Annotated in this window: 16 protein-coding genes; 11 read left to right on the top strand and 5 right to left on the bottom strand. The window is 37.6% G+C overall.

All coding sequences use genetic code 11. From position 1 onward, the window contains the following. Positions 1-513: 513 nt before the first annotated feature. Positions 514-1026, top strand: coding sequence for a bactofilin family protein (locus tag PMI_RS09665; protein WP_004248516.1), 513 nt, complete (start codon positions 514-516; stop codon positions 1024-1026). Between the two features lie 74 nt (positions 1027-1100). Next, positions 1101-1661 carry a GNAT family N-acetyltransferase gene (locus PMI_RS09660; protein ID WP_012368174.1) on the top strand — a complete coding sequence of 187 codons (561 nt, stop codon included), beginning with the start codon at positions 1101-1103 and terminating at the stop codon, positions 1659-1661. Here the strand turns inward: PMI_RS09660 and PMI_RS09655 are convergent. Continuing rightward, complete coding sequence (locus PMI_RS09655; protein ID WP_004248514.1) at positions 1639-1986, bottom strand: nitrous oxide-stimulated promoter family protein; 348 nt, start codon at positions 1984-1986, stop codon at positions 1639-1641. The two genes, PMI_RS09660 and PMI_RS09655, sit on opposite strands and share 23 nt — an antisense overlap. 184 nt (positions 1987-2170) lie before the next feature. On the opposite strand from PMI_RS09655, the gene PMI_RS09650 reads away from it, so the two are divergent. Beyond that, complete coding sequence (locus PMI_RS09650) at positions 2171-2416, top strand: DinI-like family protein (protein WP_012368173.1); 246 nt, start codon at positions 2171-2173, stop codon at positions 2414-2416. A 112-nt stretch (positions 2417-2528) separates the two neighbouring features. Here the strand turns inward: PMI_RS09650 and PMI_RS09645 are convergent, their stop codons facing one another. After that, on the bottom strand, positions 2529-2768 hold the full coding sequence (locus PMI_RS09645; protein ID WP_004248513.1) for a YecH family metal-binding protein: 240 nt from the start codon (positions 2766-2768) through the stop codon (positions 2529-2531). 143 nt (positions 2769-2911) lie between these two features. After that, a complete protein-coding gene (locus PMI_RS09640) occupies positions 2912-3127 on the bottom strand; it encodes a DUF465 domain-containing protein (RefSeq protein WP_004243991.1) in 216 nt (71 codons plus the stop codon). A gap of 264 nt (positions 3128-3391) precedes the next feature. Here PMI_RS09640 and eco point away from each other — a divergent pair, with 264 nt between their 5' ends. Then, entirely contained in the window at positions 3392-3871 is a 480-nt protein-coding gene (eco, locus tag PMI_RS09635) for a serine protease inhibitor ecotin (protein ID WP_004248511.1), read from the top strand. A gap of 62 nt (positions 3872-3933) precedes the next feature. Here the strand turns inward: eco and PMI_RS09630 are convergent, their stop codons facing one another. Beyond that, positions 3934-4371, bottom strand: a complete 438-nt coding sequence (locus PMI_RS09630) for a universal stress protein (RefSeq protein WP_004243989.1) — start codon at positions 4369-4371, stop codon at positions 3934-3936. Between the two features lie 540 nt (positions 4372-4911). On the opposite strand from PMI_RS09630, the gene PMI_RS09625 reads away from it, so the two are divergent. Beyond that, positions 4912-5829 carry a cation diffusion facilitator family transporter gene (locus tag PMI_RS09625; protein ID WP_004243988.1) on the top strand — a complete coding sequence of 306 codons (918 nt, stop codon included), beginning with the start codon at positions 4912-4914 and terminating at the stop codon, positions 5827-5829. 73 nt (positions 5830-5902) lie between these two features. Here the strand turns inward: PMI_RS09625 and ghrB are convergent, their stop codons facing one another. Then, positions 5903-6862, bottom strand: a complete 960-nt coding sequence (gene ghrB, locus PMI_RS09620) for a glyoxylate/hydroxypyruvate reductase GhrB (protein WP_012368171.1) — start codon at positions 6860-6862, stop codon at positions 5903-5905. Between the two features lie 431 nt (positions 6863-7293). Between ghrB and galE the strand changes: the two genes are divergently transcribed. From galE to PMI_RS09590, 6 genes are all read left to right on the top strand, one after another. Then, complete coding sequence (gene galE / locus PMI_RS09615; protein ID WP_004248507.1) at positions 7294-8310, top strand: UDP-glucose 4-epimerase GalE; 1017 nt, start codon at positions 7294-7296, stop codon at positions 8308-8310. Positions 8311-8358: 48 nt separating this feature from the next. After that, positions 8359-9417 (top strand): UDP-glucose--hexose-1-phosphate uridylyltransferase, encoded by a 1059-nt coding sequence (locus tag PMI_RS09610; RefSeq protein WP_004243985.1) that lies wholly within the window; start codon positions 8359-8361, stop codon positions 9415-9417. A gap of 111 nt (positions 9418-9528) precedes the next feature. Further along, positions 9529-10701 carry a galactokinase gene (galK, locus tag PMI_RS09605; protein WP_012368170.1) on the top strand — a complete coding sequence of 391 codons (1173 nt, stop codon included), beginning with the start codon at positions 9529-9531 and terminating at the stop codon, positions 10699-10701. After that, positions 10688-11758: a galactose-1-epimerase gene (gene galM / locus PMI_RS09600; protein ID WP_012368169.1), complete on the top strand. Its 1071-nt coding sequence runs from the start codon at positions 10688-10690 to the stop codon at positions 11756-11758. The genes galK and galM overlap by 14 nt, the downstream gene beginning before the upstream one ends. A gap of 179 nt (positions 11759-11937) precedes the next feature. Further along, positions 11938-12948: a substrate-binding domain-containing protein gene (locus tag PMI_RS09595; RefSeq protein WP_004243980.1), complete on the top strand. Its 1011-nt coding sequence runs from the start codon at positions 11938-11940 to the stop codon at positions 12946-12948. Between the two features lie 376 nt (positions 12949-13324). Next, positions 13325-14959: a sodium/sugar symporter gene (locus PMI_RS09590; RefSeq protein ID WP_004243978.1), complete on the top strand. Its 1635-nt coding sequence runs from the start codon at positions 13325-13327 to the stop codon at positions 14957-14959. Positions 14960-15123 lie beyond the last annotated feature (164 nt).

Raw genomic sequence — 15123 nt, 5'->3', positions numbered from 1 at the left:
GATGGTTTTATTGTTGTTTTGTTAGCTCTCCTCCATTTGTTGAAGATTTTTGAATAATCAAGTTGTTATCAATAGATGCGATTAGCTATATGTTAATTCGTGTTATAAATTATCATCATTATAGGATGGGAAAGTGTGCATCTTATTCATAAATTAGCAAAAAATTAATTGTTATCTCTTTTTTATCTACTTATAAATCGACCTTTTCCCTAAAAAGCAAAGCCCAAAATTGGGGATGATATATGGCGTTATTATCGCCATCGACTTGAATAATTATTTATTAAAATAATAAGTAGAGCTGGTGTATTTATTATCAGGGAGGTTCAGATATAGCTAATTATGGATAATAAGCGAACACAGCGGGATATTATATTTAGCATAATATGGATTATTTGGTCATGTGCATTAATGGCTTTTTGGCGATATCAAATAGCTGGTGAGCTTTTGATCACCCTTATCCTAATTTTTAGCATTATTATTTACTCTATAACTTTGAGGTTAAAAAAAACGGCAATGTTTAGTCGAAAAACAGAAACACCAAAAGCCGCGGAGCCTATTGCTCCAGTTATGGCAGAAGAAAAAAAGCCTATGCCGGAGCAAAAATTGTATACCATTATTGCTAAAGGCACTGTATTTCAAGGTGATATTAACGTTGATGGTGATATTCAAATTTGGGGTAAAATTTCAGGGAATATCAATGTAAAAGATGGCGTGATCCGTGTTATGCATGCGGGCCAAGTTGAAGGGGAATTAACGGCGCCAGACATCATTATTGATGGTTTTGTTAAAGGTATTTGTGCCGCAAACAATCTTGATATTCTAGAGCATGGTGAACTACGTGGCACTAGTCGTTGTGGCAGTATGTCAATTAAACGTGGCGGTGTCTTTACTGGACAATCTGAACAGGTTGAACACCAAGCTAAAGCCGTTGCACAGCAACGTGTTGTATCTATTAAAGAAGGTACAGTTAATACCAATAAAGAGTCTGTAACTGCAGAAAGTAAACTAAAAGAAAATAAAAAATAAAAGCGATTCTCTTTTTATTACTTATGATCTGTTTTATTTTATCATTATTATCCTAACTAATTAGAATGAGAATAATGATGGAATTGGCTACTCCTCGATTACGTTTACGAGAATGGCGTGAAAGTGATAAAGCGCCATTTTTTTTACATATTAACGCCTCAGCATCGGTGATGCGTTATTTCCCTTCACCACTTACCCGCGCAGAAAGCGATGCAATGGTTGATACATTGCGTGATAAATTTATTCAGCAAAATGGTTGGGGACTTTGGGCCGTTGAATTAAAAGAGACTCAAGAGCTTATTGGCTTTGTTGGATTAAATATTCCTAATGCCCCTTTGCCTTTTAATCCGTGTGTTGAAATAGGTTGGCGTATTGCACAATCTCATTGGCGTAAAGGGTACACTTATGAGGCGGCCTTAACAGTATTAAAATATGCTTTTGAACAGTTGAAACTGGAAGAAGTGGTGGCATTTACCGCCGTGACCAATTTACCCTCAGAAGGGGTGATGAAAAAACTCGGTATGAAGAAGTCTGAATATTTTATGCATCCATCTCTAGATAAAACACACCCTTTAGCACAACATGTATTATACCGATTAAAAAAAGCAGACTTTATTTTCCCGATAAACGTTTAGATTTTTTAGCCGGTAATGCAGGAACGGGTTTCTTATCATCAATAAGATGCCTAATTGCTAAATAGGGATGATAAATTAGCATTCGAGGCCCCGCCCAACGCATGACTTGTTTCATTGCTGCTCTTTTTACTGGCTGATAGCAGTGAATTGGGCATTGTTTGCAGGCGGGTTTTTCCTCACCATAGCGACATTTATCTAGTCTTTTATAAGCATATGTCACTAATTGCTGATAATACTCGGGGTCGGTATTAGGATGCGCTCGTTCATACAGAGCAACCATTTTTTGGATGGTTTGCTTCTCTCGATTAATTCTTTTACCTGACATGGTACTCTCACTTCTTATTGTTGCATTTAAAATGCATTTTATCATAACGCATGACTGGGATGATAAATTAATTGGCTATTTTTAAGGCAAAAAAAGAAAAAATTTTGCAAAAATACTTTTCTTTTTTTTGATTATATAATACTGTATTTATATACAGTTTATTTGCCTTGGTATGGTGAAAATAATGCGTGTGGAAATTTTATTTAACAAACAATCTAATGTCACTGACTCACTATTTCCGCTGTTAGAACATGAACTAAGAAAAAAAATTATTCCTATTTATCCTGATATGCAGTTTCGTATCGCTTTTAGTAGCATGAATACGATCCAAGTCACGGGCGTAAAAGATGAAGCTAAGCATGAGCATATTATGGAGTTAATTCAAAGTGTTTGGGAAGATGATAGTTGGCTCCAAACGAATGATGATTAACGACCAATTAAGTTAAACAGAGATTGCCAGAGCATCTTACTTTTATTGATTAGATAGATAGTTAACAACATGCCAAACATGTTGCTTACTGGCAATCTACTTATTGATATTACTAATGGCGACAAATTTTGTTTTCACTGGTAGTAAAACCGCCATCAGCAGCAATAAATTTTCCTTTTTTTTCTAAAAATGCCACTAATTCGGCCGCTGTCATATTCTCAGCAGAACAGGTATGAAAGCGCGCTTCTTCCCCAAAACGTTGATGAATTGCCTCGATAAGTGATCTTTGCGTAAACGCCACTTTTGATGAAAGGATCATATGTAATACTTCATGACCATGTATAGATGCCATTTGTTAGCCCTTAATTATATAAGATGTATTTATTATGCATCTTTTTAGGAGGGAAACTTTGTTTTTAATCATAAAAAAGCGATGACAAAAGGTCATCGCTTCAGGTCGCTGATAAATAATATTTGCGCCGTAGTAAGAACGGTTTATTTCTCAGCTTGTTGAAGTATTTTTTGCATTTCATCTTTTAGATAGAGTTTTTCTTTTTTTAGTTTTGCAACTTCATCATTGTAGCCTGCGCCATTAGGTCCTTCTAATTTAGCAATTTCTTGATCAAGTCGATGGTGTTTATCATAGAGAGCTTGGAAACGAGGATGGGTATTTTTTAACTGAGAAACCAGTGATTGTCTTTCTGAGAACATATAACCTCCTAATGAAAGAAATTGCGATCTCTATTTCAGTATAATCATAGATAGCTGATCTGCACGTTAGTGCATCACAAATTTACATTTCATCAATAAAAGAATGAGTTCTTTAAAAAATTATCAGAATAATCCTCTCAGAGAGAGATCTGCTAAAGTGTTAGCATCTATATTATAAAATGCTAGTATTAAGATGATTACTAATAAAAATATCTAAGCAAAATTTGTTAACAGCGATTTGGCGCTGTGAATATGGAGAAAATGATGAATAAAGTAATTTTATCTTTGGTTGCAGCGATGTCTTTGTCTGCTTGCGCACAAGCGGTTGATAGTTTAGAAAAAGTCGCTCCTTATCCTAAAGCAAAGGAAAATCAAATTCGTCATGTTATTGAGTTAGAACAAAAAGAAAACGAAGGCAATTACCAAGTTGAGTTGATCGTGGGTAAAGAGATGATGGTTGATTGTAATCGTCAATGGTTTGGTGCTGAGTTAGATAAAAAAGATCTCGAAGGTTGGGGTTATGATTACTATATCGTAAGCGACTTAAATGGCCCAATGTCTACGATGATGGGTTGTCTTGATAACACTAAAAAACCCGCCTTTGTTCAAGCTAATATGGGGCAAGCGGCATTTATCCGCTATAACAGCAAATTACCTATTGTTGTCTATGCACCAAAAGATGTAGATGTGAAATATCGTGTGTGGTCTACTTCTGACGAAGTTAAAGATTCAACAAAGAAATAATGATTGATCTTTAATTATTATTGAGTGGAAAGCCCTTTGTTTTCAAAGGGCTTTTTTTACAACTAACGGATCACTAATACCGACATTTTTGCATGGCGAACAATAGATGATGCTGTTGAGCCTAATAAGTAGGAAGAAACATTAGGACGATGTGAAGCAATAGCAATTAAATCTGCATCGATTTGACGTGCATACTCTAAAATTTCATCTTTTGCATTACCAACACCGACATTGCAAACAATTTGCTCATCGGGAATTTTCGTATCTTTGATCATATCTTGCAGAGCAATAAAAGCGAGGCGAGTGCGCTCTGAAGAGTCTTTAAATTTTTCAGGAATAGCGGCAAACTCAATACCGAAGAAAAGTTCTGCATTTGGAATAACGGTGAGGAAGTGGATCTCGGGTTTGCCAACTTGAGCAATTTGTTCAATGTGAGTGATCAGTTCCTGAGAAAGCTCATCTTCTAGAATATCGATAGGAACTAGAATTTTTTTGTACATTACAAACCTCACTTAACGTTAGTTTTAAAATATAACTCTATTATCACTGAATATAAAAAATATAGCTGTGATCTACGTTCTAAATAAGAGTGAGAATGATTATTCTATCACTTAATTATTTATATTATAGTAATAATTAGTGCTTTTAAAATAAAAAGCTAAAAAGGCAGAATAAAACTATATCAATCTTAACTTATTGACAGGAATGAGTTAAATAAGATGATATTTAAAATAAAAGTATTTTAATTAGCTATCTAGAGGAAAATGCACAAAAGAATGATTATCAATTATATTATTGTTCTGTATCTATAGGATTTTATTGGTAATTTTTTAGAGACTTAATCAATAAAGTATGGCATATTAACCGTTAATAGCATCTCAATATGATGTTTGGACAGCAATCTTAGTCCCTAAACAGGATTGTTATTCAGAGTCGTCCTTTATCCTCACCAATGAGTTATGGAACCTGAAATAACCTATGGAACTCTATTCGTTATAAACAAATAGGGTAGGCTATTTATACAGAATAAGATTATTATTATGACACATAATCACATTGATGATATTGAGTTGAATATGGCTGAGAAAACACAATCTGACAAATTCAAAGCGGCCAAGAAAAGCACATTGGTCAGTGTTTTTGTTAATATCTTTTTATCCATATTTCAAATCACAATTGGTTTCTTCTCACATTCCCAAGGCTTAATTGCTGATGGTATTCATTCACTGTCTGATTTAATTGCTGACTTCGTGGTGTTAATTGCGAATAAAGGCAGTCAAAAGCAACCCGATGCCGATCATCCTTATGGACATTTTCGCTATGAGAATGCCGCTTCATTAGTGTTAGGGACGATTTTATTGATTGTTGGTTTGGGAATGATATTTTCTGCTATCCATAAAATGTTAGATCCTTCAATCATTCCTGATGTTCATAGCATCGCGCTTTATGTGGCTTTATTGGCATTAGCGGCTAAAGAAGGGTTATTTCGTTATATGTTAGCTGTAGCCAAAAAAGTCGATTCTAGTATGTTAGTGGCAAATGCTTGGCATGCGCGCTCAGATGCCGCCTCTTCTTTAGTGGTTGCAATAGGGATCATTGGTAGCCTTGCTGGATTTAAATTCTTTGACCCACTAGCAGCACTTATTGTCGGGCTATTTGTTGGCCGTATGGGATGGCGTTTTACCTATCAAGCTTTGCAAGATCTCATGGATAGAGGTGCTGATGAAGAAACACTTGAACAGATCACCAATACATTAATCACCACACCAGGAGTACAAGGGGTACATGATTTAAAAACCCGTCGTGCAGGTGATTATTTATTAGTTGATGTCCATTTAGAAATTAAAGGCGAATTAACGGTCAATCAAAGTCATGATATTGTGGTCAATGCCCATGATAGAGTACTTAAACAGCATGCACAGATTTTAAGTGTGATGATACACGTCGATCCTGCTTAATTTAGCGTTAACTATTTGATAGTTTAAAGGTAATAAATTGTATTTATTACCTTTTTTTTTATTCTTTGCTTAATTAAAAATTAACACAGTTTTCTTTTACATTATCGGTTAATGCAGCAATCAGATTGTCAACGGCACATTCAGCCATTGCATAGCGAGTCTCTTTAGTCGCAGAGCCAATATGGGGTAAGGCGACAACATTTTTCATGGTTAAAAGTGGTGAAGAGGTTGGCAGTGGCTCTTGCTCAAACACATCTAATCCGGCTCCAGCTATTTGTCGCTGCTCTAATGCGTTAATTAATGCTTTTTCATCAACCACGGCACCGCGTCCGGCATTAATTAGATAGGCGTCAGCTTTCATTAATGCAAACTGTTTTGCGCTTAACAGATGATGAGTTTCTGGCGTTAGCGGTAAAGTAATGCAGACAAAATCAGCTTGTTGTAAAAGCATCTCTAGGGAACAAAATTTAGCATTAAAATGCTGGTTAACATCGTTATATTCAGTACGAGAATGGTAAATAATATCCATATCAAAACCGAAGTGGGCGCGTTGTGCTAATGCTTTACCGATACGCCCCATACCAATAATCCCCATGGTTTTATGGTGAACATCAGTACCATACCAATCCGGCGTAATACTTTTTACCCATAAACCTTGTTTTATATTATCAGCTAGTTCAGGAATACGACGAGAGACGGCAAGAACAAGCGCCATCATTGTATCAGCGACAGTATCAGTTAATACCGTAGGTGTATGCATCAATTTGATATGACGTTCAGTGAGCGCGGCAACATCCACATTATCATAACCGACAGAAATCGTTGATACGGCTTTTAGTTTTGGCGCTTTTTCAATAAAGTGTTTATCGATATTACCGCCTGCACCTAACAATCCTTCAGCATGAGCGAGGGTGGCTTTAAAATCGGCACAATTGAGAGAGAGCGCGTTAAACTGTTTTACCTCAGCAACGGCAGATAATTTTTGTTGCAGTTTTTCTGGAAGCGGTTGATAAAGTATTACAACGGGTTTCATAGCGTTCTCCTAATTGGTATTAACTAATAGATATAAATCACACTCTCTTCTCTTCAATTCATCTATTGAGGCTACTCTTAATTTCACTGTAAAGCATATTAGCGTGGATGTTAATAAGGTATGATAAAAACCAATTAATATCAGTTTTATCATATAATTAAAGTATTCAGTATAATGTAATCGTTTACTTTTATGGTGAAGAGGGCAGTTCTCTCTAAAATAACTATATAACGATTATTAACAATAATTTGCTGTAATACGGTTATATTAGGTCGTTTTTATTAAATAGTTAAGGAATAAGAAAAGCGTGTAAACGTTTACACTAAATGTCGGTTTGATCACGAAATTAGTTTGTTGAACTTGTTAAACTCTGAGGCAATCAACAAAACCGCTTGACGCTTTTCATTTGAAATAAATCAAAAGAGGTGAATGTGGAAATTTTAGTTACGGGTGGAATGGGATATATCGGTAGTCATACATGCGTGCAAATGTTAGAAGCAGGCATGACGCCTATTATTTTGGATAACCTCAGTAATGCAAATGAAGAGGTACTTAACCGAATTGAAGCATTAACAGGAAAACGCCCACTGTTTTATCAGGGGGATATTCGTGACGAAAAACGACTGGCCACAATTTTTACTCAGCACTCTATTCAATCAGTGATCCATTTCGCTGGATTAAAAGCGGTAGGTGAATCTGTTGAAAAGCCCATCGAATACTATGACAACAATGTTAACGGTACTTTGGTATTAGTTCGTTGTATGCGTGATGCGGGCGTAAAAAGTATTATTTTCAGCTCATCAGCCACGGTTTATGGTGATCCTCAAACTGTGCCTATTACTGAAGAGTCACCTGTTGGTGGCACTACCAATCCTTATGGCACCAGTAAATATATGGTCGAGCGTATTTTGTCTGATCTCTATATTGCAGATGAGAGTTGGTCTATCAGTTTACTGCGCTACTTCAATCCAGTAGGTGCTCATCCATCTGGCACTATGGGGGAAGATCCTAAGGGTATTCCTAATAATTTAACGCCTTATATCTCGCAAGTTGCGATAGGTCGTCGTGAAAAAGTCGCGGTATTTGGTGATGATTACCCAACAAAAGACGGTACTGGTGTACGTGACTATATCCATGTTATGGATTTAGCTGATGGTCATATTGCCGCCTTAAATGCGTTAGGAGAAAAAGCAGGGTTACATATCTATAACCTAGGCACAGGGAATGGCACCAGTGTGATTGAAATGATTGAAGCATTTCGTAAAGCCAGTGGTAAAGCAATCCCTTATGAAATTCAGCCACGTCGCCCGGGAGATATCGCACAATGTTGGTCAAGTCCTGCCAAAGCAGAAAAAGACTTACACTGGAAAGCCATTCGCTCTATTGATGATATGGCAGCCGATGCTTGGCGTTGGCAATCACAAAATCCTAACGGTTATCTGAAATAGATCATAAAAACGCTATCAGATAATCTTTAATAAATAAGAGAGAAGATTATGTCAAAACTGATTTTTGATCCCGTTGAGCATCCTCATCGTCGTTATAACCCTTTGACCGGGCAGTGGATATTAGTTTCACCCCATAGAGCAAAACGACCATGGAATGGCAAAGATGAAAAACCTCAGATAGCGACACTTCCCTCTTATGATCCACATTGTTATCTGTGCCCAGGGAATACCCGAGTTTCGGGTGATAAAAATCCTGATTACACAGGCACTTATGTTTTTAATAACGATCACTCTGCATTATTGACAGACCAATATAGTGTTGAAGTATCCGATAATCCACTCTTCCAGACTCAAGCAGTGAGAGGGATCAGTCGTGTTGTTTGTTTTTCCCCCGATCATAGTAAAACTATTCCCGAATTACCTATTAGTAGCCTACGTAAAATCATTGATACTTGGGATAACCAAATAGAAGCGCTAAGTAAAGAGTATCTATGGGTACAAGTATTTGAAAACAAAGGTGAAACAATGGGGTGCTCTCAACCTCATCCTCATGGGCAAATATGGGCGAGTGATTTTTTACCTAATGAATTAGCACGCAAAGATAGCCAATTAAAAGACTATTTTAATCAATATGGCCGTAATCTATTAATGGATTATGTTAAAGCTGAATCTGAAGACGGTAGTCGAACCGTGGTTGAAACTAAATACTGGTTAGCTGTCGTGCCTTATTGGGCATCATGGCCTTATGAAACCATGCTATTACCAAAAAGTCATATTCGCAGAATGAGTGAATTAACGGCTGAACAACGTGATGATTTAGCCTTGGCAATAAAAAAATTAACCAGTCGCTACGATAATCTATTTCATTGTTCATTTCCTTATTCAATGGGATGGCATTTTGCACCTTCTTTTAAAGAGGGCGAAAGCATTGAGCATTGGCAATTACATGCCCTGTATTATCCGCCGTTATTACGCTCTGCGACAGTACGTAAATTTATGGTGGGTTATGAAATGTTGGCTGAATCGCAACGCGACTTAACGCCAGAGCAAGCTGCTTATAATTTACGCCAAGTAAGCGATATCCATTATAAAGAGCAAGAAAATTAGCTTAACGGGTTGATGGCGGACGCTTTTTAAATCACTACCTAGCCTAGGATGCATCACTATTATATTGATGTAACAGGTTGTTATTACTTAATTTTAAGTTAAGGATTTATTATGCAGGCACTGATTAATAATGTGACTCATTCTTTTACCTCTATTTTTGGTTATGCCCCAACACATTTTATTCAAGCTCCAGGCAGAGTTAATCTGATTGGTGAGCATACTGATTATAACGATGGTTTTGTTCTTCCTTGTGCCATTGATTATCAAATGGTAGTTGCTGCCGCCAAACGAGATGATAATCTTATTCGTGTGATTGCGGTTGATTATCAGAATGCGCAAGATCAATTCTCTCTCGAACATCCCATTGAGTTTTTACCTAATAAAATGTGGGCTAACTATATTCGTGGCGTTATTCATTTTTTACAACAAGCCAAATATGTATTTCAGGGTATGGATATTGCCATTACAGGTAATGTGCCTCAAGGGGCTGGCTTAAGCTCTTCAGCTGCATTAGAAGTTGCTATAGGACAAACAGTAAAAACACTTTATCAACTTCCTATTAGTCAAAAAGAAATTGCCCTTAACGGTCAAAAAGCAGAAAACCAATTTGTTGGATGCAATTGCGGTATTATGGATCAGCTTATTTCTGCATGTGGTGAAGAGAGCCATGCACTATTAATTGATTGTCGTTCATTAGCCACTACGGCGGTAAAAATGCCAGAAAGTGCGGTAGTGATGATCATTAACTCAAATAAAAAAAGAGGGTTAGTCGATAGCGAATATAATACGCGTCGTCAACAGTGTGAGGAAGCGGCAAAAATATTAAATGTTACTGCATTACGAGATGCGACCTTAGCGCAATTGCAAGCGAAAAAGGCACTGATGAATGATAAAGTATATCGACGTGCTCGTCATGTGATCACCGAAAATGAGCGTACTTTACAAGCGGCTGAGGCGTTAAAACAAGGCGATCTTACTAAACTTAGTGAATTGATGGCACAATCACATATCTCTATGCGTGATGACTTTGAAATAACCGTTAACGAAGTGGATACACTGGTAGAAATTGTTAAATCAGTGATTGGTTCGCAAGGTGGCGTTAGAATGACTGGCGGAGGTTTTGGCGGCTGTGTGGTGGCGCTGGTGACTCCTGATTTAGTCGCAAAAGTGACACAAGCGGTTGAAGCCCAATATAAAAAACAAACAGGTTTAAAAGAAACTATTTATGTCTGCTCTGCAAGCCAAGGGGCGGGCTATCTGGAGATAACTAATGGCATTAAATGAAAACCGTTTTTTTAAGCCTGAACAGATGACCACACAAGCCGCTTTTGATGGTTTGCCTGCTCAAGTCGTGATTTTGACAAACCGTTTTGGTATGTCTATCTCCATTATGGATATTGGTGCGACATGGTTAAGTTGTATTGTCCCTGTTAATGGCTATCGTCGCGATGTGCTTTTAGGATCTGCAGATATGAAAGCCCATCAACAGCAAACGGCCTATTTTGGCGCAACGGTAGGGCGTTTTGCTAATCGTATTGCAGGGGCTAAATTCACCATCGCCGGAACTGAGTATCGCCTTGTTGCTAATGAAGGCAACAATACGCTACATGGTGGTAAACAAAATTTTAGCCATCGTCGCTGGACTATTGTGGCGCAATCCACACAGTCGGTCACTTTAAGCTTGCTATCCGCAGATGGCGAACAAGGATTTCCCGGTACCGTCGAAGCCAGTGTGACATATACATTAACGGATGATAATGAAGTTCATATCAATTATCAGGCTATTAGTGATAAAACGACAGCGCTGAGTTTAACTAATCATGCCTATTTTAATTTAGCTGGGGAGCATACTCAGCGAACGGCTCTTGAACATGATTTAGTTATCCACGCTTCTCACTACTTAAAAAATGGCGCGGGTAATATTCCTACAGGGGAAATTGTCGATGTGACTGGGACGGGGTTCGATTTTCGTCAATTAAAACGTATTGGCATCGATTTTATGCGAGATGAATGTCAAAAAGCCGCTAATGGCTATGATCATGCGTTTATTTTAGACAAACAAAAAATAGCAGATAAAGCATCGATTGCCACAGTTATTGCCCCTGAAGGTGAGCTTAAAATGGATGTTTTTACTACCATGCCTTCTATACAGTTTTATACAGGAAATTTTTTGGCACAGAGTAAAGGAAAAACTCGTCGTTATGGTAATTATTCGGGGCTGGCTTTAGAGACACAATATTTTCCTGATGGGCCGAATCATCCTGAATGGGGTGAGAACCAAGGTATTTTAGCTGCAAATACTCCGTGGCATAGCCAAACAATATATAAATTTTATCAGTAATAGATAAAGGAAAGTGTAAACGCTTTCCTTTTTTACTGTTTATTTGATCATTTTACTTTTTAAATTTCTTATCTTCACTGATAATCATGCCACTTGTTTTATAACTTACTCTTTTTCTTAGCCATCGATTAATGACACAAGGTTTTTAATGCAGAATAAGAGTTATTTATGAGGTGGATATGGCAACTATCAAGGATGTGGCAAAAGAAGCGGGTGTTTCTGTTGCTACGGTATCTCGGGTCATTAATAACTCACCAAAAGCGAGCCGAGCATCGATAGAGATTGTCAATTCGGCAATGCAAAAATTAGGTTATCGCCCCAATGCTGCTGCGCGAGCGCTGGTCAGTCAAAGTACCCAAACATTAGGTGTTTTGGTGCATGACGTATCCGATCCCTTTTTTGGGACCTTGGTCAAAGCGGTCGATAATATCGCCAGAAAAGCGGGAAAACATATTCTGGTGTGTAATGGTTACCATGATGCGCAAGATGAACGCCAATCTATTGAACTCTTGATCAACAGCCGTTGTGATGGTTTAGTGATCCACTCTAAGGCACTTTCTGATGAAGAGTTGTTAGCTTATGCCAATGAAGTTAATAGCATGGTATTAATTAACCGTTTTATCCCAGAAATTGCGGAACGTTGTGTCGCCTTAGATAACTATAAAGGGGCATGGATTGCTACCGAACACCTTATTCGCCAAGGCCATACTCAAATCGCCTATATCTCATCCACTCACCATATTGAAGATACCAGCCAAAGGCTTGCGGGATATAAAGCTGCTTTAGCGGCTTATAATATTAGTTTGCCTGAAAGCTATGTTGAATATGGCGAGCCAGAAGGCGAAGGGGGAGAGCAAGCGATGATGCGTCTATTAACCAAGTCGATAGATTTTACAGCAGTGGTCACCTATAACGACTTTATGGCTGCAGGGGCATTATCGGTGCTTGATGAAAATGAGATCCCTGTTCCTGAAAAAATTTCAGTGATTGGCTTTGATGATGTACTTATTGCTCGTTATATTCATCCTCGGCTAACAACGGTGCGTTATCCGATACATATGATGGCAGAGCAAGCAGCAACATTAGCGTTAAAGCTTTCTCAAGGGGAAGTCCTAACCCAAAAGCAGCGTATTTACTCACCCACTCTGGTTCAGCGCAACTCCGTTTATAATTTAAGCCACCTTTCTTAATCATCCATTATACTTTAAACATGTTACAAACTTCTGATAATAGGCTCAGAAGTTTATAACAGTTTGTTTAAGCGCCTTTTTTATCTGTTTTATCGCTTAAAAATATTCTTATTATTATCTGGTTATTTATTGTAACCGTTATCAAACTCTCTCTATTTTGTTTATTTTTAGCGATGACTTTTTTCTCAATTAAAAGAGCATAAAGTGAAATCAGCGAATTTTGTTGATTTATTAGTTAAGGTAATCGTTTGTTATGTGCTTTATCGATCCGATTTTTAACATAGGCGATAAAATTGTGAACGGAGTAACGGAAAAAGCAAGTGGAAACGTTTACATTAATATTCTCTTCTCTCTATGGGTCTGAAAGGAAAATATTATGCATACAGAAGGTGTTGGATTAAGCACAATAGATTATGCAATCTTTGCCCTCTATGTCATCATTATTATTAGCCTTGGATTATGGGTTTCTCGTTCAAAAGATGGAGCTAAAAAAGGAACAAAGGATTACTTCCTCGCGGGTAAAACACTGCCTTGGTGGGCGATTGGTTCTTCTCTTATTGCTGCTAATATCTCAGCTGAGCAATTCATTGGTATGTCTGGCTCAGGATTTTCGATAGGTCTTGCTATTGCATCTTATGAATGGATGGCAGCATTGACGTTAATCATTGTTGCTAAATACTTTTTACCTATTTTTATTGAAAAAGGCATTTATACCATTCCTGAATTTGTTGAGAATCGTTTTAAAAGTCGTAATTTAAAGACGATCCTCGCCGTATTCTGGTTAGCACTCTTTATTTTCGTTAACTTAACATCTGTATTGTATTTAGGATCATTGGCGTTAGAAACCATTCTTGGTGTGCCGATGATGTATGCCATTATTGGTCTGGCACTATTTGCGGTTATCTACTCGCTTTACGGTGGACTTTCAGCGGTTGCATGGACGGATGTTGTACAAGTTTTCTTCCTGATCCTCGGTGGACTTTTCACGACCGTACTTGCTGTTAGCTATATCGGTGGTGATGGAGGAATAATGGAAGGCTTAAGTAAGATGACAGCCGCCGCGCCAGATCACTTTAAAATGATCTTAGCAAAAGAAAACCCACAATTTATGAATTTGCCAGGAATTGCTGTGCTAATCGGTGGGCTATGGGTTGCTAACCTCTATTACTGGGGCTTTAACCAATACATTATTCAGCGTGCTTTAGCTGCTAAATCTATTAATGAAGCGCAAAAAGGTTTAGTGTTTGCCGCTTTCTTAAAACTGATTGTGCCTATTTTAGTTGTTGTGCCGGGGATCGCAGCTTTTGTTATCACAACCGATCCTACGCTGATGGCAGGATTAGGAACAATGGCACAGGAGCATATCCCAACCTTAGCGCAAGCGGATAAAGCCTATCCTTGGTTAACACAATTCTTACCTATTGGGGCTAAAGGGGTTGTGTTTGCAGCACTGGCAGCAGCTATCGTTTCTTCTTTAGCTTCCATGCTTAACTCTATCGCGACTATTTTCACGATGGATATTTATAAAGAATATATTGGGCCAAAATCCTCAGAAACCCGCTTAGTTAATGTGGGACGTATTAGTGCGGTGATTGCATTGATTATTGCTTGCTTTATTGCGCCACTGTTAGGGGGCATTGATCAGGCATTCCAATATATCCAAGAGTACACAGGTTTAGTGAGTCCTGGTATCTTAGCTGTATTCTTGTTAGGACTATTTTGGAAGAAAACTAATGCCAAAGGGGCAATTATAGGGGTTGTACTCTCAATTCCTTTTGCTTTATTCCTAAAATTAATGCCACTAGGAATGCCATTCCTTGACCAAATGATGTATACCTTTATTTTCACCGCGGTTGTTATTGGTTTGGTCAGCTTAACCTCAACGAAAAGTGATGATAGCGTAGGGGCGATTGTATTAACTGATGCAACATTTAAAACCCAAAGTGGGTTCAATATTGCTTCTTATATCATTATGATCATCCTCTGTGTGCTTTATGCTGTATTTTGGTAATTAGTAATTAATTTTATTTATCAATGTATTACAAAAAAAAGCAGAGCCAATAGCTCTGCTTTTTTTGTCACTTCAATGCCTATTCAAATCTTCTTATCTTTGTTGCTCTAAATTGCTTTGATGCAGATTAAAAAATATCACTAAATTGCAAAAGAAAATTATTC

Origin of the sequence: Proteus mirabilis HI4320 (genome assembly GCF_000069965.1) — a bacterium.
Taxonomy (GTDB): Bacteria; Pseudomonadota; Gammaproteobacteria; order Enterobacterales; family Enterobacteriaceae; genus Proteus; species Proteus mirabilis.
This window is presented reverse-complemented; position numbering and strand designations above follow the sequence as displayed.